Raw genomic sequence first — 25,392 nt, forward strand, 5'->3', positions numbered from 1 at the left:
TCAGCCGCGGATGACCACGGTCAGGGGATTGACATAGTCTTGCCCTTGCGTCGCCTCGTGGAAACTCTGGCCCGGCTTGTTGCCATACATCTGGAAGAACCAGCGCGGATCGGGCTGTGCCTGACGGTTGTCACCACGGGCGTAATTTTCCAGGGTCATCCGGTCATTGCCGCTGACCGCGATGACACCAGCAAAGTGATAGGGCCAGCGCATGTCCCGGTCCTGACCGCTGCCATAGTCACGCCAGCGGGTGCGGTTGCCGATCTGATCAACACGGTCCATATCGTTTTCCGCCAATGCCTGTGTCGCCAGGTCTTCGGCATTGGTTATGGAAGCAATCATATAGGCTTCACCGATCCTGGGGGCCGCGAACTTGTTGGCACCCCGGCGCCGAATGCCATCGCTTTGCGTCAACCCGGCATAGGCTTGCAGGTCATCCTCGGTAATGTCCTGATTAGGCCGTTTGCCCCTTATCTCCTTCAGGACGTTGGCAGATTGCGCCTGCGGCGATAACCCCAGGAAAACCCTTGAAACCGTGCTGGCCATGTCGTTGCAGTTCTGTGGCAGATTGTCCGGGTCGATATTCTGCCCCCCGTGATTATTGGTAAAACTCGGCCGGACCTCGTGAAGCCGCCAGCGGCCACCCCACCAGCCGACAATAGTGATCGCCCCGCCCGACTTGACCAGTTGGATCGGTGACCGGACATTTTGCAGCGCCCGGTTGGACGCGTTGATCACCTTGTCCGTGGCGAAGAAGCTTTTTGGCTGGCGTCCGCGCAGGTCGGTATCCTCGATCGCCATATTGTAATCGTCGGAGACGCGCAGGCTGCTGCGCAGGGCCGGTCGCTGCACAATATTGGCCCGGGCCGTATTGCCGTCGGCCAGATACCCGTCTTCGGTGTTCACGCCGTCGCGGTGGTCCTGCGCACTCAAATTGCTATCGCCGACCACGGCATATGGATAGCTGGCAAACCAGGGTTTGAACCAAGGTGCCGTTCGCCACAGCTTTTCCGGCGGCAGCACCTTGTAGGCCTGGGCCACATGTTTGCCCCCCGGTGGGGGCGGAGGCGGTGCGGTCAGACGGACCGGCGCCGGCGCTGGTGCGGCGGGCTTCTTGGGTGCCGGTGGTGGTGGCGCGGTCAGGCGCGTCACAGTCGGCGCGGCCTTGGCCTGTATCGGGCCGGGCGCCGCCTGTTTGCCGGGGGTGGCGGGCACACCGGGATAACGGGTGGGCGGGGGCGAATGGCGCTTCATGCGGCGGCAACCTTCCACGGCAGATGCGCAAGGGTAAAGCCTTCATAAAGCCAGGCACAACCAACGGAAGGTTGAATCTTGTAGTTTATCGCGCGAACAGGGGCGCAATCAGCGCAGATTATCCGCCACGCTGTGCAGCCCCTGGGCCCGCAACATCTCCTGCCGCTGGCGCAGACGACGGCGTTCCACGGATTGATGCGTCCGCTCTCCCCCCAGGATGGTACCATCATCGCCGGTCAGGGAGAGAACAAGCGCGTCCAGCAACGCACCTTCCTGATCCGGCGCGCGCTGATCCAGCGGGCGGTCGGTATTGATCTCGCGCAGCAGGCGGTCGGCCAGGGCAGCCTGTGTTTGCGGCAGATGACCCTGGGGGATCAGGTTGGCGATGATCTTCATGGTCGGATTGGTCACCGCATCGGCGATCCCCTTCCGGCACAGGACAACCGATCCCATCACCTTCAGGGCCGTGCCCAGGTTGGGCTGCGGTGCGAACAGTTCCTGCACCACCTCGGCAAAGATCATGGTGTCGGCCAGGATGGCATCGATATGCCGCACCATACCGTTCTCGACATTGTCCTGTGCCAACCGCGCCAGGATATCGACCTTGGCCAGCAGCGACCGGAATTCGAACAGCCAGACGCTGAGCAGCGAATTCAGCACATAATCATGCTGCTCCAGCCCCACCTTCTGCTGGATGATGGTGGACAGACCGGCCAGATCCTGGCCCTTGAATTCCGGGTAATTGCCACGTTCAGCGGCGAAATTGCGGGCTTTCTGCTGGCACTGCGTCAGCAACCCGTCCAGCAATGTCATCCGTTCCTTCACGGGCACATTCATGGCCGCCGCCTGTGCCGCCCCCACCCGGTGCATACCGGCATTCACCAGGCCCTGCGCATCCTGCAATTTGCGGATATGGCTGAAACTGTGCAGCAGCTCCGTCGTGCAGATATTGGAGCGCTGCATGTAGTCGCGCATCACCTGCCCGATGGTGCGCCGCGCATCCGCCGTATAGAGATCATCCACCACCTTGCAGACGGCCAGTTCACCGACCGGGGTGGACACGACAATGGGCTTTTCCTTGGGCGGATTGGCCGTCGCCTCATACACCACCATCTCCGACGCGGCGGAGCTGGAAAGTGCCCGGTGCCGGACGACCTTCACATGGGTCGTCTTGTTCAGGCGCAGCAGCAGTTGCGCCTCATTGATGGCTTCCGGTTCTTCCTCGCACAGAACATGAAGCTGCCAGCGGTCGTCCTTCTTCAGGAAAACCTCAAAGGTCTTCTTCTTGTTCCAGAAGTTGACCCCGAAAATCATGCTGAAAGCCCCCTATCCATTTAGTCTTAGTCTAATGGACAGGGGGCGTTTGGCAACAGCGCAGTTAGGTCAGCGATCAATCAAAAGGATTGGTGCTGCCTTTACGCAGCAGCAGACGGATGGGAACGCCCGGCAGGTCCAGATGCTCGCGCATGCCATTGACCAGATAGCGCGAGTAATGTTCGGGCAGATCCACCGGCTTGCTGACGAACAGCGCGAAGGTCGGCGGACGGCTTTTCACCTGGGTCATGTAGCGGATTTTCAGGCGGCGACCATCGACCAGCGGCGGCGGATGGCTGTCCGTCATGTCGGCCAGCCAGCGGTTCAGCTGCGATGTCGGGATACGCCGGTTCCAGACGCCGTAGGTGGTGACGACCGCATCCAGAAGATCGGTCAGCTTCTGGCCCTTCAGGGCCGAGATGGCCACTGTCGGAATGCCCTTCACCTGCGGCAGGGAGGTCTGCAAACGGTCGGACATACGGCGCAGGGCGGCGTTCTTATCCTCTACCGCATCCCACTTGTTCAACGCGATGACCAGGGCGCGGCCTTCCTCGATCACCAGCCGGGCGATGGTCAGGTCCTGCTTGTCCAGGATACCGTCGGCATCCAGCAGCAGCACCACGACATGGGCCATGCGGATAACGCGAAGCGTATCCTGGTTGGCCATCTTCTCCAGCTTCTCATCCACCCGCGCCCGCTTGCGCAGACCGGCGGTATCGACCAGACGGATGGGGCGGCCCCGCCATTCCCATTCTACCGCAATGGCGTCGCGCGTCATGCCGGCTTCGGGGCCGGTCAGCACGCGTTCTTCCTGGACCAGAGCGTTCAGCAGGGTGGATTTGCCCACGTTCGGGCGGCCCACAATGGCCAGCTGCAGGGCCTTGGGTTCATCCTCGGCGGCGGTCTCTCCCTCCTCGCGAACCTCGGCCTCGGCGGCGTCCACGTCGAACGCCTCCTCATCCTCCGGATCGTCCTTCGGCATGAAGGGTTCCAGGGCCGTGACCAGATCGGCCATGCCCTCGCCATGTTCTGCCGACAGCGGCACCGGCTCACCCAGGCCCAGCTCGAACGCCTCGATCAGTCCGGGACGGCTGGCAGCCCCCTCGCACTTGTTGGCGATCAGGATAGTGGGCTTGCCGGCCTTGCGCAGCCAGGCGCCGAAATGCTTGTCCATGGCCGTGACACCGGCGCGCGCATCAATCAGGAACAGGGCTACGTCGGCCCGTTCCACCGCCCGCTCCGTCTGGCGGCGCATGCGCGCCTCCAGACTGTCATCAAAGACGTCTTCCAGACCGGCCGTGTCGACCACGGTGAATTCCAAGCCCCCCACGCGCCCATCGGCGGCGCGCCAGTCGCGCGTCACGCCGGGCTGATCGTCAACCAGGGCGATCTTCTTGCCGACCAGCCGGTTGAACAGGGTGGACTTGCCGACATTCGGCCGCCCGATGATGGCGACCGTCAGCCGGTGCGTGGCCTTTATCACTCTAAACTCCGTTTACCGATAGGCGACCAGATCGCCATCTTCCGTCAAAAGATACAGGGTTTCGCCGGCCACAACAGGGGCCTGCAGGGTGGAGGCGGGCAGACTGGTCTTTTTGATCACCTTGCCGTCGGCAACCGCGATCTCGACCAGTTCGCCCTGATTGTTGGTCAGCAGCAGGCGGCCACCGGCAGCAATGGGACCGGTCCAGAGGACGGGATCTTCCTTGTCCTCCTCATCCTCCCACTGCTGCAGCTGGGTGATCCAGCGCACGCGGCCATCCTTGCGGGTCAGGGCAACGACCTGACCGTCATTGGTGGTCACGAAAATCCAGTCGCCGATAATGGCCGGCGTGGTGATGCCGCCGATATCCTGTTCCCAGACACGCTGACCAGAACGGATATCCACGGCAGCCATGCGCCCGGAATGGCTGATCGCATAGGCGATGCCGTCGGCGATTACGGGCAGGCCGCGAATATCGGCCAGACCCGTCAGATTCTCACCCCGGCGCACCGATGCCAGACTGTCCTGCCAGGACTGCCGGCCATTCTCCACGCGCAGCGCAAACAGCTCGCCCGAGGAATAGGGAACGATGGCCGTATCCCCTTCCACCGCCGGCGCCGAACCACCCAGCAGGGCGGCAGGCTCCAGGAAGCCGGTGTGGTACCATTGCAGCGAACCGTTTTCCGCCGACAGGGTGATCATCTGATTATCGACGGTGGACACGAAGACGCGGCCATCCAGAACCGTGGGGGCGGAGCGAATCGGGCCGGCGATGCGGCGGCGCCAGACAATATCGCCGCTGTCATAATCCACGGCCACGGCCTCGCCATAGCCGTTGGTGGCATAGACGCGGTTCTCATGCACCGCGACGCCGCCGCCAAAGGCCTCGCCCTCCTGCTTCTCGCGCAGGATGTTGCGCTTCCAGATGCGCTTGCCCGACTTGGCGTCAAAGGCATGCAGATCATAGTCGGTGTCCAGCACGAACAGACGGCCACCGGCGATCACCGGTCCGGCCAGCAGGCGCACGCTGCTGTCGGAGCCGGAAACCGATGCGCTCCACGCCTTGGACAGGTTGCGGCCCAGCGCGACATGGCCGGGATTATGGGCCGGATTGCTACCGGCCTGTGCCCAGTCGGCATTTATCACGGCTTCGGGCAGGGTCACTTCCGCGGCCGAAACCTGCGGATCGACCTCCAGCTGCTGCTGAAGCTGCAGCACCGAGATGCGGTTGCCGCCCAGCTTGGGCCCATCATCATCGCCGGAGAACCAGTCGGTGATGCCGCAGCCGGACAGCAGCAGGCAGGCCAGCAACGGTGCCGCCATACGGGCAGCGGTGCGGTAACGGGTCCGGGTCGGGGCAACGCCTGAACGGCGGGCGGCGACGGCGGTAGCGGAACGGGTGATGTCAGCCATCTTTTCCTTGATCCCGGACTTATTTCGTCGCCGCGTACAGCGCGGCCAGTTCGGTGGCACGGGCGCGCAGCGCCTGCGGAGCGGTGCTGTCTTCCGACAGTTCCTTGAACAGGGAGGCGGCCCCGGCATTGTCGCCGGCGCGGGCAGCCAGCAGGCCCGATGCCTCCGTCGCCGCCGCCTTCCAGGCATTGCCGGCCTTCAGCAGCGGAGCCAGACGGGTGCGCAGGGCGGCGGCATCGCCGGTATCCAGCTGCAATTGCACCGACAGGAGCGTGGCCAGATCGCGCAGCATCGGATCGGTGCCAGCAGTACCGGCCACCTGATCGTAAAGGGCGATGGCCTTGTCACGCTCGCCTTCACGGGCACGCAGGCCGGCCTCATACAGGCGGGCCATATCGGCATGGCCGTCACCCAGCTTGGCGCCAACGGCGGACAGCGCGTCGGCTGCGGCCTTCAGGTCGGGCTGGCTGTTCTCATCGGCAGGGCGCAGCTTGGCCAGCGCTTCGGACAGGACAGCGGTACGCTCCTCCATCCGGGTGGTGCGCCAATGCTTCCAGCCGACATTGCCAGCCGTGGCCGCCACCACCAGAACGGCAGCCGCGATGACGAAACCGCCATACCGCTTCCAGAACGTCATGATCTGGTCGCGGCGCAGATCCTCGTCAACTTCGCGAAAGATATCGGACATGCATCACCCTCGGCCGCTTGCCGAACGAATAAATAAAGGGCGGCGATAGCAGACCCCCCGTTCCCGGTCAAGGCAGCTGCCCCCGCATCGTCCCCCTTGCACGCCCGGAAGGGGCGGAACAAGCGGTGCGAACGCCGATACAATACGCTGCTTTCTGGCAATTGCGGGGCAAAAAGCAAAGGGGCGGCCCTTGGCCGCCCCCATCCCTGTCCACCGCCGACGAGGATCAGGCACTGGTAACGACCGCTTCCACCACCGGCAGGTCCAGCCAATCCGCGGCAACCATGGCCTGGGTGCGGTTACGCACGCCCAGCGCCTTGAAGATGGCCGTGATGTGAATCTTCACGGTCCCGACGGTAAGATCCAGTGCCTCGGAAATTTCCTGATTGTTGCGACCGGCGCGGATCATCGACAGAATCTCACGCTGACGCGGGGTCAGCTGCTTGCCCGCATCTTCACGGAAGAAGCCGGCAGGCACGGGACCGGCCACCGTCATCAACGGCTCCCCACCCGGGCGCATGGCGACAACCGGCGGCACGAACACGCCACCGTCGCGCACCACTTCCAGCGCGCTCAACAACTCATCGCCGACATCGCTGCGGCGAATATAGGCACGCGCCCCTTCGCCCAGCGCGGCACGCATGCGGTCAGGGTCATTCCCGCCCACCACGATCAGCGGCACGTTCGGGCAGCGCTGCACAAATTCCTTGATGGCGCCACGCACCGCCATCGTGGTGGAGACCATACCGACGATCGACGCCTTCGGGTTTGCCTGGGCTACCTGCGCCAGATCGGCCAGATCGGCGACTTCATCAACAGGGTCGATAACCCCGGCGCGGCGCGCCAGCTGGCGGACACGGGTAACGAACGCGGCTTCGTGATCGATCAGTATCAAACGCATTTCAACGGCCTCTCAGGCTCCAACCGCAACCTGCCATGGATGCTGGGCACCGGCATTTCCCTACTATACACAAGCTTTCGGCTTCCTACAATTTTATGCAGCGCTCACCACAAAAATCGTCCAAGCCTTGGAAATCCTTGATATCCGCCGCCGACTCCTCCAGCCCCTTGCCTCCCCCTCAATACCACCAATAAGATGTAGAGGACCTAGACCGTCGCCGAACACGTCAACGCTTTTTTATCAAGCACTTAAGTCGAGCTTTCGGCTCGGCCTGAATGCGCTAACAACTTCCTGCTGGCACTTAGGAAATTATTAACGGATCACCATTGCACCACCTGCTTATCTTTAATAATAAATCAAAAATCTCAAAATGTAATACCCTTGTAACGCGCTATCCCTCAGGATAGTGCAGGGACTGCCCCTCCTTGGGCGCATGAAGCTGCTGGCGTCTACGCAGCCCCCTTATGAAACATACTAAAATATGCCACCCGACTGAATTGTAGGGGCCATATGAAAAGGGGGTGCGGCGCCCCGACAGCGCGGAACAACCGACCCCCAGGGTAAACGGTCAGGCAGAGGCCATGCCGCCCACAGCAGGCCCGTCACTGTTCGCGGCCTGCGCACCTTCTGATGCACCGAGTCCATTATTCATGGCCCAGATTGCGGCCTGGGTGCGGTTGACGGCATTGATCTTGCGCAACAGGCTTTTCAGATGGACCTTAACGGTCGCTTCCGTGATGCCCAGGTTGGCGGCAATGATCTTGTTGCTGTCGCCGTCGATCAGGCATCGCAGAATCTGCGTCTCACGCTGCGACAGGCCTTTGCGCAGGGCCGTGATCTCCGTGGCCGGCTGCGGCTGCACCTGACCGGTCACCAGAAGGTCGGCCAGATGGGTCGGGAACACCTTCTCCCCCATCATCACGAGACGCAGCGACTGGGCCAGCGCGTCGGCTGACATGTCCTTCATGAGATATCCTGCGACCCCGACCTCCAGCGCCTGGGTCAGGCGCCGCGCATCAAGCCCGCCCGTCAGGATCACCATGGGCACTGGTATCACCTGGCGAAGCTGCGACAGCCGCGCCATGGCCGACGAATCCTCACCCGGATCGACAAGGATCAAATCAGCCGCCGCCGGTGGTTCCGCCGCAAGAGCTTCTTCTATGCTGGCAAATTCCGCCGCCACATTGAACGGCACATCCAGCAGCAGGCGGCTCAGCCCCTCCCGGAACAGCTTGTTCGCGTCGATCAGAATAACGGTCTGCATATCTTGGCCCTCACTGAACGGCACCGGCCCCCATTCGGTGGGGGATTGGTCAGGCGACCTTCCGGCGACAATTTCCAACTTAATAGACTTTAGCCTTCCACGAAGGATTTCAATAGCTCTCTAAGGCCGTATTTCATGAATACTTTCGGTCTATACCAGTAAATCTGCCCAGAAATTGTCAGAATTGGGCCGCCAGTTTGCCCTATCCGCATTAAGGCATAGCCAAAATTGACAGGCAGCACCAGGACGCCTTATGTCGATTATCATCATATTTCTGATGCAGATTTAAATCATATTATATCGAAATTGGTTTTAATTCTGGCTAACCCTGTTACCGGAACAAGATCGGCAAACGCACAGACACCCATGCGTCACGCACAACACCAGACACACGGAATCGCATAGATAATGCTGCATCGCAGCAGAGCAGCGGCCCGACCATCCCTGTGGATGAATGGCAATTCATATTCATTTGGAAGGGTTTATCGGGGGACAACGCAGTCCCCGCAGAACATCTGGCTTCCAAGCGGCACACCGATGATTGTCCACCGGTGGCACCAGAAATGGCAACAGCCCCTAACCGGGGCTGTCTTTATGCTTGCCATCGGCCCGCATTAGAGCCATATTTTGCATCGCAGCACGTTGTGCTGCTTGCCCTTATCGGGCGTTTCCTCCCTAAACTCAGGCCGCTCATGTAGCGGCCTTTCTTTTTGCCCGCTCCATGCACCCGGAACGTGCCGCTTGAAACAAGTGAAACGCTCCGGCCTGGGTGACGACTATTTCTTTCAAATCGCGCCCCGGGTCAAGCCATTTTCTTCCCAAGGCTTAAAAAAGTCTTAAGTACGGGCCATCGGGCCGATATTGCCGACCGATAGGCCGGGCTGTTATCGATGTCACCCCGCCAACCCCTCCAGAATCGGGCAATGGGGGCGGTCATCGCCCTGGCAGCGGTCGGCAAGGTCGGTCAGGCTGGCGCGCATGACCTGAAGCTCGGCAATCTTGCGGTCCAAGGTCGCGATATGATCCAGCGCCAGCTTCTTCACCTCGCAGGATGAACGCTCCCGGTCACCCCATAGGCGCAGCAGCGCGTCGATATCATCCAAGGCGAAGCCCAGATCGCGGGCATGGCGGATGAAACGCAGGGAATGGATGTCGGCATCGGCATAGACCCGATAGCCGGCAACACTGCGCAGGGCCGGCTTGATCAGGCCGATGCTTTCATAATGCCGGATCATCTTGGCCGACACGCCCGTGGCCGCCGCCGCCTCGCCGATATTCATCATTCCCTCTCCCGCCGGTCGCAGTCCCAGCATGGCGTAAAAAAAACCCCGTCGCCATCAGGCGCCGGGGTTTTGAAGGTGGGAACTTCTGGGAGGGAAACAACAGAAGATGTTGCTGAAAGCAGTTATAGGGGCGGAGGGGTTATGGAATGGTTAATCGCGGCGACCGCTAACGCAGCTCTGCACTGCGGCAATGCATAGGTGGCACCACCATTCCTGATCGCTTCCCCCACGCCCCCACGATGCGCTATCACCCACCCCCTGGTTTATTCTTCCAAGGCCTGCCGCATGCTGTCCATCGCCCATAAGATCGCCGCCGAACTGTCCGTCCGCCCCGCCCAGGTGGAGGCGGCGGTGGGCCTGCTGGATGAGGGATCGACCGTTCCCTTCATCGCCCGCTACCGCAAGGAAGTGACGGGCGGGCTGGACGACACACAGCTGCGCAATCTCGAAGAACGTCTGCGCTATCTGCGGGAGATGGAGGAGCGGCGCGCCACCATCCTGGCCAGCATCAATGAACAGGGCAAGATGACGCCCGAACTGGCCAAACAGATCACGCAAGCCGATACCAAGACCCGGCTGGAGGATCTGTACCTCCCCTACCGGCCTAAGCGCCGCACCAAGGCGATGATCGCGCGGGAGGCCGGGCTGGAGCCGCTGGCTGACCGGCTGTTGTCCACCCCCACATGCTCGCCGGAGAATGAGGCCGCCGGCTTTGTCAGTGCTGACAAGGGTGTCGCCGATGTGAAGGCGGCCCTGGAGGGGGCGCGCGCCATCCTGGTGGAACGGATGGGCGAGGATGCGACCCTGGTGGGCCGCCTGCGCGACTTCTCCCAGTCCCAAGGCCGCGTCGTGTCGGGCCTGGTGGAGGGCAAGGCCGAAGAAGGGGCCAAGTTCAGCGACTATTTCGACTTCTCCGAACCGCTGACCAAGATCCCCTCGCACCGCGCGCTGGCCCTGTTCCGGGGCCGTGCCGCCGGGGTGCTGGATCTGAAGCTGGCCGTGGGGGATGAGCCGCCGCCGGGCAGCCCGCATCCGGCGGAGGGCCTGATTGCCGCCGCCTTCGGCATTCAGGATCGTGGCCGGCCCGCCGACCGCTGGCTGGCCGATTGCTGCCGCTGGGCCTGGAAGACCAAGATTTCCCTGCATATCGAACTGGACCTGATGAATGTCCTGCGCGAGAAGGCGGAGGATGAGGCCATCCATGTGTTTGGCCGCAACCTGAAGGACCTGCTGCTGGCCCCGCCCGCCGGACAGCGCGCCACCCTCGGCCTGGACCCCGGCATCCGCACGGGCGTGAAGGTGGCCGTGGTTGATGCCACCGGCAAGCTGCTGGATACCGGCGTTATTTATCCGCATGAGCCGCGTAAGGATTGGCAGGGATCGCTGGCCACGTTGGCCGCCTTGGTCAAGCGCCATGATGTCGACCTGATCGCCATCGGCAATGGCACCGCCAGCCGGGAGACGGACAAGCTGGCCGCCGACCTGATCGCGCTGCTGCCCGATCACCGCCTCACCAAGGTGATGGTGTCGGAGGCAGGCGCCTCCGTGTATTCGGCGTCGGAAGTGGCCGCCCTGGAATTCCCCAAGCTGGACGTAACCCTGCGCGGCGCCATCTCCATCGCCCGGCGTTTGCAGGACCCGCTGGCCGAACTGGTGAAGATCGATCCGAAGTCTATCGGCGTCGGCCAGTATCAGCATGATGTCAGCCCCGCGAAGCTGTCGCGCGCGCTGGATGCCGTGGTCGAGGATTGCGTGAACGGCGTCGGCGTCGACCTGAACACCGCATCCGTGCCGCTGCTGGCCCGCGTGTCGGGCCTGTCGGAGACGGTGGCCAAGAATGTCATCGCGTTCCGGGATGATAAGGGGGCTTTCCGTAGCCGCCGGCAATTGCTGGACGTGCCGCGGCTGGGGCCGAAGGCGTTTGAGCAGGCCGCGGGCTTCCTGCGCATCCGCGACGGGGAGAACCCGCTGGACGGCTCCTCGGTCCACCCGGAAGCCTATCCCGTGGTCGAACGCATCCTGAAGAAGACGGGCCGTCCCTTGGCCAAGCTGATCGGCGATGTCGGCTTCCTGCAATCACTCGACCCCGCCGATTTCACGGATGAGAAGTTCGGGATACCGACCGTCAGCGACATCCTGAAAGAACTGGAAAAGCCCGGTCGCGATCCGCGCCCGGAATTCAAGACCGCCCAGTTCAAGGATGGGGTGGAGGAGTTGAAGGATTTGCAGCTGGGCATGGTACTGGAGGGGGTGGTGACCAACGTCACCGCCTTCGGCGCCTTTGTCGATGTCGGCGTGCATCAGGATGGGCTGGTCCATATCAGCCAGCTGTCCCATACCTTCGTGAAGGACCCGCACAGCGTCGTAAAGGCCGGCGACATCGTGAAGGTCAAGGTCCTGGAAGTGGACTTGAAGCGCAAGCGTGTGGCCCTGACCATGAAGCTGGACGAACGCCCGGCCCCCGCCCGGCCCGCCGCGCCCGGCCCAGATCGGCGTGATGACCGCCGGGGTCCGCCGCCGGCAACCCGTGCACCGCAGGGTCAACGCCCGCCGCAGCAGAACAACAACCCGCCGCCCAAGAAGCCGGCCCCGGTGGAGGACAACGCCTTTGCAGCGGCTTTCGCGGCGGCCAAGGCGAAGGGCAAACGGTAACGGTCGCTCCCTCACCCTTCCCGAACGCGGCAGCCAACGGAAGGGTAAGGGCGCAACGGCCCACATAAAAGCCGCAATCCCGCCCCCTGCTCCCAGGGGGATTTCGGGGGATTACCGTGCGGCATCTTTCACTGATCTGCCTGATTCTGGTCCTGACCGCATGCGCGCAGACGCCAGCGCCACCGGCACCACCCACACAGCCCACCAGCATCGATAACGGCCTGGGCAGCCAGTTCGGCAATTACGAGAATTACGAGACGGGCAGCACCCATCAAAGCCCGTCCGGCCCCTGCCCGATCTATGCCTGGGACCGACCGATCAGCGGCGGGCGGGTCATCCGCTATCTTTCCGCCGCCTGCCCTGCCCCCCAGCCGGGCCGTCCGGATGCGGTGAGTGTCATCGATATGGGCCGGCAGGTCGTCACACCATAAACGAAAAGGGCCGGCCCAACCGGACCGGCCCTTTGCCACTGTCGTACACGACAATCAGTACGTCGTGCGGCCACCGGAAATGTCGAAGGTCGACGCGGTGGTGAAGCTGCATTCGGCACTGGCCATCCAGCTGATCATGGCCGCCACCTCATGCACCTCGCCCAGACGCCCGGCGGGGATCTTGGACAGCATGTAATCGACCTGGCTCTGCGGCAGCTGTTCCAGGATCGGGCTTTTGAAGGTGGCGGGCGTCAGGGCGTTGACGCGGATGCCGGTCTTGGCCAGTTCCTTGCCCAGCGACTTGGTAAAGCCGATCACGCCGGCCTTGGACGCCGAATAGGCCGACGCATTGGGGTTGCCTTCCTTGCCGGCCACCGAGGAGACATTGACGATACGGCCATAATCATTCTTCAGCATGTGCGGGATGACCGCACGGCAGCAATAGAACAGGCCGTTCAGATTGATGTCGATAACCCGGCGCCAGCTGTCCAGCGGGAATTCCTGCACCGGAACGGTGGCACCCGTGATGCCCGCGCTGGCGATCAGCACATCGACACGGCCCAGCTTCTGCGCCACCGCATCCGCTGCCGCCTGCACGGCCTCGGCATCGGTGACGTCGAGGGAGATTGCGTCAACGGCCCCGGTATCCGCCTGCGCCTGGGTCAGCGCGTCGGCATTCATGTCCCAGAGGACGACCTTGGCTCCCTCCTGCGTCAGGCGGGCTGCGACTTCTCGGCCCACACCGGAGGCGCCGCCGGTGACGATGGCGACCTGGCCCTTGAAACGGTCAGCATAGATGCTCATGCCACACCTTCCTGGGTCCAGGCGACGACGTCCTGGTGCTGCTCACCCAGCTTTTCGATGCCCAGGCGCATGACGTCGCCGGCCTTCAGATATTTCGGCTCCGGCTTCTGGCCCAGACCCACGCCCGGCGGGGTGCCGGTCGTGATCAGGTCGCCCGGCTCCAGCGTGATGAACTGGCTGATATAGGCGACCAGCTGTCGGCAGGTGAAGATCATGGTCTTGCTGCTGCCGTTCTGATAGCGGTGGCCGTTCACCTCCAGCCACATGGACAGGTTCTGGGCATCGCCCACCTCGTCCGACGTCACGACCCAGGGGCCGACGGGACCGAACGTGTCACAGCCCTTGCCCTTGTCCCAGGTGCCGCCGCGTTCGATCTGGAAGGCGCGTTCGGACACGTCATTGATCAGGACATATCCCGCGACATGGTCCAGCGCGTTCTCCTCGCTGACATAGCGGGCGCGGCTGCCAATGACGATGCCCAGTTCCACTTCCCAGTCGGTCTTGACCGAGTCCTTGGGGATCATCACCGGGTCATTGGGGCCGGTCAGACAGGAAACGGCCTTGGTGAACAGCACCGGCTCCGTCGGGATCGGCAGGTTGCTCTCCGCCGCATGGTCAGCGAAGTTCAGACCGACAGCGATGAATTTGCGCACGCCATTGATGGGCACGCCGTAACGGGGCGAGCCTTCGACCGCCGGCAGGCTAGCCGGATCAATGGCGGCGATCTTGGCCAGACCGGCGGGCGACAGCACGTCCGGGGTGATATCGGCAACGACGCCTGACAGGTCGCGGATGGTGCCGGTGGCATCCATCAGGCCCGGCTTTTCCTGGCCCTTGGGGCCGTAACGCAGCAGCTTCATGATAAGTAGCTTTCGTGATCGGAAATGATTGGATTATTTGCCCTGGCCCACATAAGGCCGGTGCAGCTTGACCTCACGGTTCAGCTCCACGCCGAAGCCGGGCTTGTCGGACAGTTTCAGCTTGCCATTGACGGGCACCGGCTCACCCAGCAGCTGCGGATGGAACATCGGCACGACCTTGTCGGCCTTGGGCGCCATCATCAGGAATTCGGCAAACGGGCTGTTATGGCGCGTGATGACGAAGTGATAGGAATAGACCGACGACCCGTGCGGGATGACCATGATGCCGCGGCTGTCGGCCATGTTGGCGATCTTGGTCAGTTCGGTGACGCCACCGCACCAGCCCACGTCGGGCTGAATGATGTCGCAGCAATCCATTTCCATCAGCATGCGGAAGCCCCAGCGGGTGGCCTCATGCTCGCCCGTGGTCACCAGCATGCCCGGCGGGGCCTTTTTCTTCAGTTCGGCATAGCCCCAGTAATCATCGGGCGACAGCGCCTCTTCGATCCATTTCAGGCCATATTCGTGGGCCTTGTGGGCCAGCTTGGTGGCGTAGTTCAGGTCCAGCGACATCCAGCAATCGAACATCAGCCAGAAATCCTCGCCCACCCGCTCGCGCATGGTGGCCAGTTCTTCGATGTTCTTGCGCAGGCCTTCCTCGCCTTCCGCCGGGCCGTGATGCAGGGGCATCTTTCCGCCGATGAAGCCCATTTCCTTGGCCAGATCAGGGCGCGCGCCGGTGGCGTAGAAGGTCAGCTCATCGCGGACGGCACCACCCAGCAGATGATAGACCGGTTCCTGACGCAGCTTGCCCAGCAGGTCCCACAGGGCCAGATCGACGCCGGAAATGGCGTTCACCACCAGACCCTTGCGGCCATAATATTGGGAGCCGAAATACATCTGGTCCCAGATCTTCTCCACTTCCACCGGGGAGCGGCCGATCAGGAAGCGGGAGAAATGCTTTTCCACCAGATAGCAGGCCGGTTCCCCGCCCGTGGTCACCGCGAATCCGATGGTGCCGTCCGCCGCCTCGATCTCCACCACCAGCGTGCCCAGCACATTGATGCCGAAGCTCTGCCGGCTCTGGCGATATTCGGGATACCGGCTCATCGGCGTGGCGATATGATCGTCGATCCAGTGGCCGTCACCCTGGTCATGGTAATCGGCGCCACCGCCGCGCACCACATAGGCGCGGACATCGCGGATAAGGGGGAAGGCCATGGTGTTTTCACACTCCCTGAAGGGCGTGCGCAGCGGGCAAGGAAGGTGCGCACGTTCTTAATTGTGGGATACAGTTCTATAAAATGGGACAACGCCTGTCAATGCGGTCCTGATACCGGTCGCCCTTTCCCGCTGGGGGATCAGGCTTGCGTCGGATTTTGATTTATGAGACATCATTCCGCAATATGAGATTCAGGGAGGACGTTATGCGTTTGTTGGAAGGCAAGACCGTGCTGATCACCGGTGCATCGCGCGGGATCGGGGCGGCTGTGGCGGTCGAATGCGCCCGGCACGGGGCCAATGTCGCCATCAACTATGCCGCTTCCCCCGCCGCTGCCGAGGATGTGGTGGCGCAGATTGCGGCGCTGGGTCAGAAGGGCATTGCCGTCAAGGGCGACGTGGCCGATCCCGCAGCGGCACAGGAATTTGTTAAGGCAGCCGTGGCCGCCTTTGGAGGCGTGGACGTGTTCGTCTCCAATGCCGGCATCTGCCCGTTCCATTCCTTCCTGGACATGCCGGTCGATGTGGTGGACCGCACCATCAAGGTGAACCTGAACGGCGCCTACTACATGACCCAGGCCGCCGCCATCCAGATGAAGAATCAGGGGCGCGGCGGGGCGATCATCGCCATTTCCTCCATCTCCGCCCTGGTCGGTGGCGGCATGCAGACCCATTACACGCCCACCAAGGCCGGTGTGCATTCGCTGATGCAGAGCTGCGCCATCGCCCTGGGTCCCTATGGCATCCGCTGCAACTCCCTTCTGCCGGGCACCATCCTGACCGACATCAACAAGGATGATCTGGCCGATCAAGCCAAGCGCACCTACATGGAAGGCCGCATCCCGCTGGGCCGCCTGGGGCAGCCGGAGGATATGGGCGGGCCGGTGGTGTTCCTGGCATCGGACCTTGCCCGCTATGTCACCGGTGCTGCCCTGCTGGTCGATGGCGGCGCGTTTGTGAATTTGCAGTAACCGGTCCCCCCCAAATGCGCGTCTCGCTTTTCATCACCTGCATTAATGACAGCCTGTTTCCCGATACCGGCCGGGCCGTGGTGCGGGTGCTGGAGCGGTTGGGGCATCAGGTGGAGTTTCCGCTGGCTCAGACCTGCTGCGGCCAGATGCACCATAATTCCGGCTATCATGATGATGCCGTGGGTCTGGTCCGCCGCTTCGTCGAGACGTTCCAGGATGCGGAAACCATCGTGATCCCGTCCACCTCCTGCACCGCCATGGTGCGCGGCCAATATCCTTATCTGGCCCGGCATGTGGCAAAGGATGCGGGGCTGCTGCGGGCGGTGGAAGAGATCACTCCCCGCGTGTTCGAGTTTTCCGAATTCCTGACCCAGAAGCTGGGGCTGAGCGATGTCGGCGCCTATTACCCCCACCGCGTCACCTATCACAGTTCGTGCAATTCCCTGCGGTCGCTGCATCTGGGCGACGGGCCGCTGACCCTGCTGCGGCATGTGTCGGGCATCGATCTGGTGGAACTGCCCAATAACCGCGAATGCTGCGGCTTCGGCGGCACCTTCGCCGTCAAGAATGCCGAGACCAGCACGGCCATGCTGACCGACAAGATGCGCCACATCCTGTCCACCGGCGCCGAAATCTGCACCGCCGGCGACAATAGCTGTCTGATGCATATTGGTGGTGGCCTGTCGCGGCAGCGCACGGGCGTGCGGACCGTGCATCTGGCCCAAATCCTGGCCTCCACGGCGGAGGAACCCTGGGCATGAATACGACCTTCCCCACCCGCGCCGCCGATGGCCTGCGCAACACACAGCAGCGGCGCAACCTGGCCAAGGCCACCAATACCATCCGGGGCAAGACCGCCAAGGTCACCGCCGAACTGCCGGACTGGGAGGCGCTGCGCGACGCTGGCAAGGCCATCAAGCAGGAGGCGCACGCCAGGCTGGACCAATATCTTCTGCAACTGGAGGAAATGGTCACGCGCGCCGGCGGCCAGGTACATTGGGCTGCCGATGCGGCGGAAGCGCGCGACATCATCGTCCGCCTGACCCAAGACGCCGGCACCGATCAGGTCATCAAGATCAAGTCCATGACCACGGATGAGATTGAGCTGAACCCCGCCCTGGAAGCAGCCGGCATCCGCCCGTTTGAGACCGATCTGGCCGACATGATCGTGCAGATGGCGAAGGAGAAGCCGTCGCACCTGCTGGTGCCCGCCATCCACAAGAACCGCGTCGAAATCCGTGACCTGTTCCGGGCGGAAATGGGGGAGCATGGCACAGGCTTGTCCGACCGGCCGCCCGACCTGACGCGCGCTGCCCGCGCCTATCTGCGCCGGAAATTCATGGAGACGAAAGTCGCCATCAGCGGCGCCAACTTCGCCGTGGCCGAGACGGGGACGGTGGGCGTGGTGGAATCGGAGGGCAATGGCCGCATGTGCCTGACCCTGCCGCAGGTCCTGATCTCCATCATGGGCATTGAGAAGGTGCTGCCGCGTTTCGACGACCTGTCGGTATTCCTGCAGCTTCTGCCCCGCGCCGCGACGGGGGAGCGGATGAACCCCTATAACTCGCTTTGGACCGGGGTGCATGCGGGCGACGGGCCACGGGAATTCCATCTGGTACTGCTGGACAATGGCCGCAGCAATATCCTGGCGGATGAGGTGGCGCGCGAGACGCTGCACTGTATCCGCTGTTCACGCTGTCTGAATGTCTGCCCCGTCTATGAACGGGCGGGCGGCCATGCCTATGACAGCATGTATCAGGGCCCGATCGGCGCCATCGTCACGCCGCAGCTGCGTGGCCTGGAGGAGACGGGGAGCCTGCCCTATGCCAGCAGCCTGTGCGGCGCGTGTCATGAAGTATGCCCGGTAAAGATTAACATCCCGCAAATCCTGGTCCATCTGCGTGGCCGCGTGGTGCGCGAGGGCCATGCCGGCAAGGGGGAGGCGCTGGCCATGGGCGTCGCCGCCCGCATGTTCGGTAATCAGGGGGCCTTGGACTGGTCATTGTGGGCCGGGCGGCTGGGTCAGAAGCTGCTGATGCGGGATGGCGCCCTGCCCTGGCTGCCTCCACCCTTGTCCGGCTGGACCCTGTCGCGCGATTTCCCGGCGCTGCCAGCAGAGAGCTTCCGCGACTGGTGGCAGAAGCGGGAGGAAAAGTGATGAAGGGCCGTGACCTGATCCTGTCGCGCGTGCGCGCGGCCATCGCCGGCAGCCCGCCGCCCGTCACCCCTGCCCCGGCCATCAACCGTGTGTGGGAAGACGACCGCGAAGCCATGGTGGAACGGTTCCTAGACCGGCTGCGCGATTACAATGTCGGCGTGACCCGGACCAGCGGACCTGTCGCACCCGCCGTGGCCGGCATTCTGGCGGGCCGTGGCATTGACCGGCTGGCCGTACCAACCGACCTGCCGGCGGCATGGCGGCCGGATGGGGTGGCACTGGTGCCCGATGATAATCTGCCCTATGGCGCACTGAACGCCATTCCCGGTGCCCTGACCGGGGCGGCCCTGGCCATTGCCGAGACGGGCAGTATCGTTCTGGATGGCGGGGCGGCACAGGGACGGCGCGCCCTGACCCTGCTGCCCGATTATCACCTGTGCGTGGTGCGTACCGAGCAGCTGGTCGGGCTGGTGCCGGAGGCCATCGCGGCCCTGGTGCCCAACCGTCCCATCACCTTCTGCTCCGGGCCCTCGGCCACCGCCGATATCGAACTGGACCGGGTGGTGGGCGTGCACGGGCCGAGGCGGCTGGATGTGCTGTTCGTCGGGTGACACCGCGACGACGAAGGGGGGGGGCGCCCGGTTGGAGCGCCCCCCTCTTTTCAGTGATTGTCCCGTGGCACCCCATAGGTCTCCGCAATGCGCTGGAACTGTGCCGCCGGCTCCAGGATGGCACCATCGCCCAACTGCCCTACCATACGGCGCTGAATCTCCTGCCACGGCGTTTGCGAGGCCGGATAGCGATAACCACCCGCCGCCGCCAGTGCCCGCTGACGCTCCGCGATCTCGGCATCGGGGATCAGGATATCCGCCCGGCCCTTGCGCAGGTCGATCCGCACCCGGTCGCCGCTGCGCAGGATGGCGAGATTGCCGCCCGCCGCCGCCTCCGGTGAGGCGTTCAGGATAGAGGGTGAACCCGAGGTACCCGACTGCCGCCCATCGCCGATGCAGGGCAGGACGCTGACCCCCTGTTTGATCAGATAGGCGGGCGGGCGCATGTTCACGACCTCTGCCGCGCCCGGATAACCGATGGGGCCGGCCCCGCGCATCACCAGGATGTCGTTGGGGCCGATATCCAAGGCGGGATCGTCGATGCGGTGATGGTAATCCTCCGGCCCGTCGAACACGAAGGCGCGACCTTCAAACGCCTCGGGGTCGGCGGGGTTGGACAGGTAGCGCTCCCGGAACTCCGCGCTGATCACCGAGGTCTTGACGATGGCGTTATCAAACAGGCTGCCACGCAACACGATGAAACCGGCCTCGGACTTCAACGGATTGTCGAAGGTCCGGATAACCTCCGGCATATCGATCTCGCGGCCCCGGCAATTCTCCCCGATGGTGCGGCCATTGACGGTCATGGCGTCTTCGCGGATCAGGCCCTGGCCCATCAGCTGATTGACCACGGCGGGCACGCCGCCGGCATGGTGATAATCCTCACCCAGATATTCCCCCGCCGGCTGAAGGTTCACCAGCAGCGGGATCTTATGACCATAGGTCTGCCAGTCATCCAGCGACAGTTCCACGCCCATATGGCGCGCGATGGCAGCCAGATGGATGGGGGCATTGGTCGACCCGCCGATGGCCGAATTCACGACAATGGCGTTCAAGAAGGCATCGCGCGTCATGATGTCGGACGGCTTCAGATCCTCCTCCACCATGCCGACAATCCGCTTGCCCGTCTCATAGGCCACCTGCTGCCGCTCCCGATACGGGGCGGGAATGGCGGCGGAGCCGGGCAACTGCATGCCCAGCGCTTCGGCCAGCGAATTCATGGTGGTCGCCGTGCCCATCGTGTTGCAGTAACCCGTGGACGGGGCCGAGGAGGCAACGAGGTCGATGAAACCCTTATAGTCGATCTCACCCGCCGCCATCATCTGGCGCGCCTTCCAGACGATGGTGCCCGAACCCGTCCGCTCCCCCTTGTGCCAGCCATTCAGCATGGGGCCGACCGACAGGGCGATGGCCGGAATATTCACGGTCGCGGCGGCCATCAGCATGGCCGGCGTGGTCTTATCGCAACCGATGGTCAGCACCACCCCGTCCAGCGGGTAGCCGTACAGCAGCTCCACCAGCCCCAGATAGGCCAGATTGCGGTCAAGTCCTGCCGTCGGGCGCTTGCCCGTCTCCTGGATGGGATGAACGGGAAATTCGATGGCGATACCGCCAGCGGTGCGGATGCCTTCCCGGATACGTTCCGCGAGCACCACGTGGTGGCGGTTGCACGGGGACAGATCCGACCCTGTCTGGGCGATACCGATAATGGGCTTGCCCGACTGCAATTCCTCCCGGCTCAACCCGAAATTCAGATAGCGCTCCAGATAAAGCGCCGTCATATCGGCATTGGCGGGGTTGTTGAACCATTCCTGCGACCGCAGGCGGCGGGGTGACGTGCCCTGCGCGACCTGATCCTTGGCCATAACCTATTCTCCCTGGAACCACCGGTACACGCCCTGACGGACGTCCCGACTTTTTTCGGATACCACGTCTTTTACTGGATTTCCATTATTATATTATAAATATGGAGACGCGATTACATAATGACCGTCACAGGCGGGCGCAAATCCGATTGGCAATGATTTTGTGAAAACCGCGCCGGCGGAACAAGGCGCGCTACCGCCGCGACTCCATCAAACCCCGAACTGGACGTGCAGATCGTCCAGTGTGCTGCGGATATGGTCGGCCACCAGACGATCCACCCGTTCCGCATCCATGGATATCCAGGCCTCCAGAATGGCCCGGTGTTCCAGGCGCGCCCGATCCTCCCGCCCCTTCGGCTCCAGATGCAGTCGGACATAGCGTTCCGACAGGATATGAAGCCGTTTCAGCAACTGATAGGTCACGGGCCCGCCGGGCTTGATCAGTGACAGATGGAACAGGCGGTTCTGGGTGACATGATCGGCCCCGTCGCGGTCCTGATCCAGTTCCAGTGCCGCCAGGGCCGCGCAGGCCGCCGCATGATGGTCTGGTGTCGCACGGCGCGCGCCATCCACCACGGCGCCGGGTTCCAGTTTCAGGCGCAACGCGAAGACTTCAGCCGCCTCCGCCTTGGTCAGGGGACGCACCACATAGCCACGGTTGGGATAGGAGATCAGCAGCCCATCCTGTTCCAGACGGCCCAGAGCCTCCCGCAGGGGGATCTTGCTGACGCCCAGTTCCGTTGCGATCACGTCCTGGCGCAGCGGCGTGCCAGCGGGAATGACGCCGCACAATATCTTGCGGCGCACCGCCTCATAGGTCTGGTCCGACAGGGTTCTGACAATGATGCTCATCGGGGCGCCGGGACTGGAGACAGGGAAATCATCATACTTATACCAGTGACGGGAAGGTCCGTGCGTGGGAAGAATGCACTTTCCAGGAAAAGATGAACGAGCCTGTACACGCTTTACTGATGGGCGGACAATGGGGCCGGCTGCTGGCCCCGCCCGCTGTCGCGTTCACCAAAGACCACACGGTTGCGACCTGCCTGTTTGGCTCGGTAAAGCGCGGCATCGACCCGTCCCGTCAGACGGGCCAGATCATTGTCCTGGGGGCCATATTGGGCACCGCCGACACTGGCTGTCAGGCCGATGACGCTGCCCTCATGCTCCACGGGCTTGGCCCCGACCATCTCCCGGATGCGTTCGGCCACGACACGGGCTTCGGCCTCATCCGTTTCGGGCAGCAGTACGGCCAGTTCCTCCCCGCCATAGCGGGCGACGATATCGGTGGTCCGTACCGATGCCAGCACGCGCTGCGCCGCCGCGCGCAGGGCGGCGTCCCCGGCATTATGGCCAAACGTGTCATTCACCAGCTTGAAATGATCAAGATCCACCAGCAGCAGGCTGAACGGACGGCCATAACGCTGCGCACGGTCCATCTCCGCCAGACCGGCCTCCTCAAACCGGCGACGGTTCAGAAGGCCGGTCAGGGCGTCGGTGGAAGCCAGGCGCTCAAGCTCGGCATTGGCATCGACAAGATCCTGCGTGCGTTGCGCCACCAGTCGCTCCAGCCAGCGCCGCTGCCGCCGCAGGGCCGCTGTCCGCGCCTGGATCACCAGCCCCAGCAGGGCCAGCACGGCCACCACAGCCCCCACCCGCGCCAATCCCGTCTGATACCAGGATGGCAGCACGGTGATGGCAACGGTGCGCGTGGCACTGCCCCACACCCCTTCCTTGTTTGTGGCGCGCAGACGCAGCGTATAGCTGCCGGGCGGCAGGTTGGTGTAGGTAGCAAGCCGGCCCAGCGCATCCACCTCCACCCAACCCTTGTCGAACCCGTCCAGCGTATAGCTGTAGCGCAGACTGCCGGGGCCGGCATAATCCAGGGCCGCAAAGCCGACAGTCAACGTCTGGGCCCCTGCCGGCAGGTTGATGGCCGCCTGCGACGGCTTGGCCACCTTGGCGGCACCGATGGCCGTCTCCATCGGTGCCAGGGCCGTGAGGTTCAGGGCGGCGGCAGGGATCGGTTCGTTGTCGATACGAACCTCTGTCACCACCAGCGGCGGCTGATAGTCCCATCCGCGCAGGGCGGCGGGGCGCACCACCGTCAACCCCTCCCGCCCGCCGAACAGCAGCGCGCCTCCTTTCAGGCGCGCGGCAGAGCCGACCCAGGTCCCCCGCACACCCAGACCATCATCCCAGCCAACGGCGGTGATGGCGCGGGTGTCGGGATCGATGCGGGCCAGACCATCCTCGGTACTGACCCAGATTTGCCCGGCATCGTCCATGACCATGGCCTGCACACTGTCGCCGGGCAGGCCATGGCGCTGTGACAGGGTGGTGAAGCGGTACCGTTCATCCGACAGGTCGCTGCCCAGCACACTGACCCCGCCGCCCAGCGTGCCCACCCAAAGGCGCCCCTGCCGGTCATGGATCAGGCCGGTAATGTAGTTATGGGCCAGCGAGGACCAGTCCCAGGACCGGTTCTGTACCCGGCGGATATGGCCTGTACGCGGATCGATCAGGTGCAGGCCGCGATGGGTCCCGGCCCAGATGCGCCCATCGGGTGCAGTCGCCAGTACGCGCACCCGGTCATCGGCCAGGGTGGTGGCATCATCTGGATCATGGCGGAAATGGGTGACCGCCCCGCTGCGCGGATCAAACCGGACCAGCCCATCGGTCGCCAGCCACAATTCACCGTCACGGACCAGGATGGCATGGATGGGCGACCCGGCAAGGGTCCCCGGCAAATCGACCTGCCGCACCTGTCCCGTCGCCCTGGAATAGCGCGCCAGCCCCAGTTGCGTGCCGATCCAGACGGTGTCCGTGCCTTCCTCCGCCATGGACAGGACATTAGCGCGCGGCAATCCCTGTCCCGGCGCGCCACCGGGCGGCAACCGAACACGACCGCCCGTGGCAGGATCGAGAATGTCGATGCCCTTCGTCTCAAACCCCAGCCAGACCTTGCCGTCCCTGGCCGCCAGGATGGAGCGCACCTGCGGCTCGCTGGGGCTGTCGGGATGGGAGGGGGAGGAGAAGATGGACAGAATGCCCTGATTGGCGGGGTTGTAGACATTCACACCCCCGCCCCAGGTCGCCACCCAGATCAGGCCGGACCGGTCCCGCAGCATGGCGCGCACGGCATCGCTGCTGATACTGGCCAGTACGGCGGGGTCATGGTGGATGGAACGCAGTATCCCGGTATCCAGGTCAAGTTCGAGAAGTCCGCCGGGATCAGTGGCAATCCATATCCGGTCCCTGACATCGCCATCGACCCGCAGATCCTGAATGGCCCGGACCTGCGGACGGTCGGCGATGCGCCCGTCGGCACGGGCCATGTCATAGGATTGCGAGATGCCGGTTTCCAGATCGTGACAGACGACGATGCCGCCGCGCGTGCCGATCCAGACGCGACCGCGCGCATCCTCGAACAAGGTAGTGATAGAGGCATCGGGCGGGATGCTGGGCAGTGACAGCACATCATGTGCATCCTCGAACGCGCTGTGTCCCGGACGGCGCAGGGCCAGCCCCCTGTCGGTCGCCACCCAGAGGGTGCCCTGCCGGTCGAACAGCAGATCAAGCACGACATTGCCCGGCAGGCGACCGGACCCGCCGCCATCCTGTATCTTGTAATTCTCCGCCGCCCCGGTATCGGCATCCAGCCGGGCCAGACCGGACCGCAATGCCACCCAGATATTCCCTTCCCGGTCTTCCGCGAAGCGGTAGGCCGTGGGATGGGCCAGCCCGCCCGGACCCGCCGGATAGCGGGCAAAGCTCTCTGTTTCCGGAATGAAGCGGGCGACACCGCCATTGTTGGTGCCAACCCACAGGCGCCCCCGCTGATCGACATGCAGCGCGTTGACATAACCGTCGGGCAGGGAGGATGGGTCACGGCTGTCCGGCTGAAACACTCGAAAGCGGTAGCCGTCGAAACGGGTCAGGCCGACCGGCGTGCCAACCCAGATGAAGCCGGCGCGATCCTGCGCGATGGCTGTGACAATGTCGCTGGGCAGGCCAGCACCACGACCGATGCGCTCAAAAAGCACCTCAGCCCTGTCATTCCAGTAGCTATCGCCCTGTGAACCAGGGACGGGGTCAGCCGCCTTTACGCTGCCAACCCCAAACAGGATGCAGAGGAACAGCACGGCAAGCCTGTGGAACCGACGCATGGCCGGCATCCAGCCGTATGTTGGCCCAACCGCATTGCCCAAACCGCTCC

Annotated in this window: 20 protein-coding genes; 6 read left to right on the top strand and 14 right to left on the bottom strand. The window is 63.5% G+C overall.

Annotated features, from left to right (window positions below; genetic code table 11):
• The 8 genes from ACT6Q8_RS19330 to cueR all read right to left on the bottom strand — a co-directional run bounded on the left by ACT6Q8_RS19330 (position 1) and on the right by cueR (position 9,600).
• Positions 1 to 1,254 (bottom strand): hypothetical protein, encoded by a 1,254-nt coding sequence (locus tag ACT6Q8_RS19330; RefSeq protein ID WP_054167643.1) that lies wholly within the window; start codon positions 1,252 to 1,254, stop codon positions 1 to 3.
• Between the two features lie 108 nt (positions 1,255 to 1,362).
• Entirely contained in the window at positions 1,363 to 2,568 is a 1,206-nt protein-coding gene (locus ACT6Q8_RS19335) for a hypothetical protein (RefSeq protein WP_054167642.1), read from the bottom strand.
• A 76-nt stretch (positions 2,569 to 2,644) separates the two neighbouring features.
• Positions 2,645 to 4,051, bottom strand: coding sequence for a ribosome biogenesis GTPase Der (gene der, locus ACT6Q8_RS19340; RefSeq protein ID WP_444733632.1), 1,407 nt, complete (start codon positions 4,049 to 4,051; stop codon positions 2,645 to 2,647).
• A gap of 12 nt (positions 4,052 to 4,063) precedes the next feature.
• Positions 4,064 to 5,464 (bottom strand): outer membrane protein assembly factor BamB family protein, encoded by a 1,401-nt coding sequence (locus ACT6Q8_RS19345; protein WP_444733631.1) that lies wholly within the window; start codon positions 5,462 to 5,464, stop codon positions 4,064 to 4,066.
• A 19-nt stretch (positions 5,465 to 5,483) separates the two neighbouring features.
• Complete coding sequence (locus ACT6Q8_RS19350; protein WP_444733630.1) at positions 5,484 to 6,152, bottom strand: tetratricopeptide repeat protein; 669 nt, start codon at positions 6,150 to 6,152, stop codon at positions 5,484 to 5,486.
• 226 nt (positions 6,153 to 6,378) lie between these two features.
• A complete protein-coding gene (locus ACT6Q8_RS19355; RefSeq protein ID WP_444733629.1) occupies positions 6,379 to 7,053 on the bottom strand; it encodes a LuxR C-terminal-related transcriptional regulator in 675 nt (224 codons plus the stop codon).
• Positions 7,054 to 7,621: 568 nt separating this feature from the next.
• Positions 7,622 to 8,317: a LuxR C-terminal-related transcriptional regulator gene (locus ACT6Q8_RS19360; RefSeq protein ID WP_054167639.1), complete on the bottom strand. Its 696-nt coding sequence runs from the start codon at positions 8,315 to 8,317 to the stop codon at positions 7,622 to 7,624.
• An 893-nt stretch (positions 8,318 to 9,210) separates the two neighbouring features.
• The gene (cueR, locus tag ACT6Q8_RS19365; protein ID WP_444733628.1) at positions 9,211 to 9,600 is read right to left on the bottom strand and encodes a Cu(I)-responsive transcriptional regulator; all 390 of its coding nucleotides are present in this window, start codon (positions 9,598 to 9,600) and stop codon (positions 9,211 to 9,213) included.
• Positions 9,601 to 9,885: 285 nt separating this feature from the next.
• Between cueR and ACT6Q8_RS19370 the strand changes: the two genes are divergently transcribed.
• Together ACT6Q8_RS19370 and ACT6Q8_RS19375 are read left to right on the top strand one after the other, a co-directional pair.
• Positions 9,886 to 12,252: a Tex family protein gene (locus ACT6Q8_RS19370; protein ID WP_444733627.1), complete on the top strand. Its 2,367-nt coding sequence runs from the start codon at positions 9,886 to 9,888 to the stop codon at positions 12,250 to 12,252.
• A 116-nt stretch (positions 12,253 to 12,368) separates the two neighbouring features.
• Positions 12,369 to 12,683 carry a hypothetical protein gene (locus tag ACT6Q8_RS19375; protein ID WP_444733626.1) on the top strand — a complete coding sequence of 105 codons (315 nt, stop codon included), beginning with the start codon at positions 12,369 to 12,371 and terminating at the stop codon, positions 12,681 to 12,683.
• A gap of 54 nt (positions 12,684 to 12,737) precedes the next feature.
• On the opposite strand, the gene ACT6Q8_RS19380 is transcribed toward ACT6Q8_RS19375, so the two are convergent.
• From ACT6Q8_RS19380 to rhmD, 3 genes are read right to left on the bottom strand one after another with little or no spacing between them, the layout of a single operon-like run.
• The gene (locus ACT6Q8_RS19380) at positions 12,738 to 13,487 is read right to left on the bottom strand and encodes an SDR family NAD(P)-dependent oxidoreductase (RefSeq protein ID WP_444733625.1); all 750 of its coding nucleotides are present in this window, start codon (positions 13,485 to 13,487) and stop codon (positions 12,738 to 12,740) included.
• Positions 13,484 to 14,347, bottom strand: coding sequence for a fumarylacetoacetate hydrolase family protein (locus tag ACT6Q8_RS19385; protein WP_444733624.1), 864 nt, complete (start codon positions 14,345 to 14,347; stop codon positions 13,484 to 13,486). Before ACT6Q8_RS19385 ends, ACT6Q8_RS19380 begins: the two co-directional genes overlap by 4 nt.
• Positions 14,348 to 14,380: 33 nt before the next feature.
• Positions 14,381 to 15,568: an L-rhamnonate dehydratase gene (rhmD, locus tag ACT6Q8_RS19390; protein WP_054167634.1), complete on the bottom strand. Its 1,188-nt coding sequence runs from the start codon at positions 15,566 to 15,568 to the stop codon at positions 14,381 to 14,383.
• 206 nt (positions 15,569 to 15,774) lie between these two features.
• Here rhmD and ACT6Q8_RS19395 point away from each other — a divergent pair, with 206 nt between their 5' ends.
• Genes ACT6Q8_RS19395 through ACT6Q8_RS19410 form a run of 4 tightly spaced genes read left to right on the top strand, consistent with a single transcriptional unit; the run spans position 15,775 to position 19,308 of the window.
• Positions 15,775 to 16,539 carry an SDR family NAD(P)-dependent oxidoreductase gene (locus ACT6Q8_RS19395; protein ID WP_444733623.1) on the top strand — a complete coding sequence of 255 codons (765 nt, stop codon included), beginning with the start codon at positions 15,775 to 15,777 and terminating at the stop codon, positions 16,537 to 16,539.
• A gap of 14 nt (positions 16,540 to 16,553) precedes the next feature.
• Positions 16,554 to 17,300, top strand: a complete 747-nt coding sequence (locus ACT6Q8_RS19400; protein ID WP_444733622.1) for a (Fe-S)-binding protein — start codon at positions 16,554 to 16,556, stop codon at positions 17,298 to 17,300.
• Positions 17,297 to 18,697 (top strand): LutB/LldF family L-lactate oxidation iron-sulfur protein, encoded by a 1,401-nt coding sequence (locus ACT6Q8_RS19405; RefSeq protein ID WP_444733621.1) that lies wholly within the window; start codon positions 17,297 to 17,299, stop codon positions 18,695 to 18,697. Before ACT6Q8_RS19400 ends, ACT6Q8_RS19405 begins: the two co-directional genes overlap by 4 nt.
• Positions 18,697 to 19,308, top strand: a complete 612-nt coding sequence (locus ACT6Q8_RS19410; RefSeq protein WP_444733620.1) for a LutC/YkgG family protein — start codon at positions 18,697 to 18,699, stop codon at positions 19,306 to 19,308. The genes ACT6Q8_RS19405 and ACT6Q8_RS19410 overlap by 1 nt, the downstream gene beginning before the upstream one ends.
• 50 nt (positions 19,309 to 19,358) lie before the next feature.
• Here the strand turns inward: ACT6Q8_RS19410 and ACT6Q8_RS19415 are convergent, their stop codons facing one another.
• The 3 genes from ACT6Q8_RS19415 to ACT6Q8_RS19425 all read right to left on the bottom strand — a co-directional run bounded on the left by ACT6Q8_RS19415 (position 19,359) and on the right by ACT6Q8_RS19425 (position 25,342).
• On the bottom strand, positions 19,359 to 21,173 hold the full coding sequence (locus tag ACT6Q8_RS19415; protein ID WP_054167629.1) for an IlvD/Edd family dehydratase: 1,815 nt from the start codon (positions 21,171 to 21,173) through the stop codon (positions 19,359 to 19,361).
• Between the two features lie 210 nt (positions 21,174 to 21,383).
• Positions 21,384 to 22,025, bottom strand: a complete 642-nt coding sequence (locus ACT6Q8_RS19420; RefSeq protein WP_444733619.1) for a GntR family transcriptional regulator — start codon at positions 22,023 to 22,025, stop codon at positions 21,384 to 21,386.
• 113 nt (positions 22,026 to 22,138) lie between these two features.
• On the bottom strand, positions 22,139 to 25,342 hold the full coding sequence (locus ACT6Q8_RS19425) for a ligand-binding sensor domain-containing diguanylate cyclase (protein ID WP_444733618.1): 3,204 nt from the start codon (positions 25,340 to 25,342) through the stop codon (positions 22,139 to 22,141).
• Between the last annotated feature and the right edge of the window lie 50 nt (positions 25,343 to 25,392).

It is taken from the genome of Niveispirillum sp., from assembly GCF_052437035.1.
GTDB lineage: Bacteria > Pseudomonadota > Alphaproteobacteria > Azospirillales > Azospirillaceae > Niveispirillum.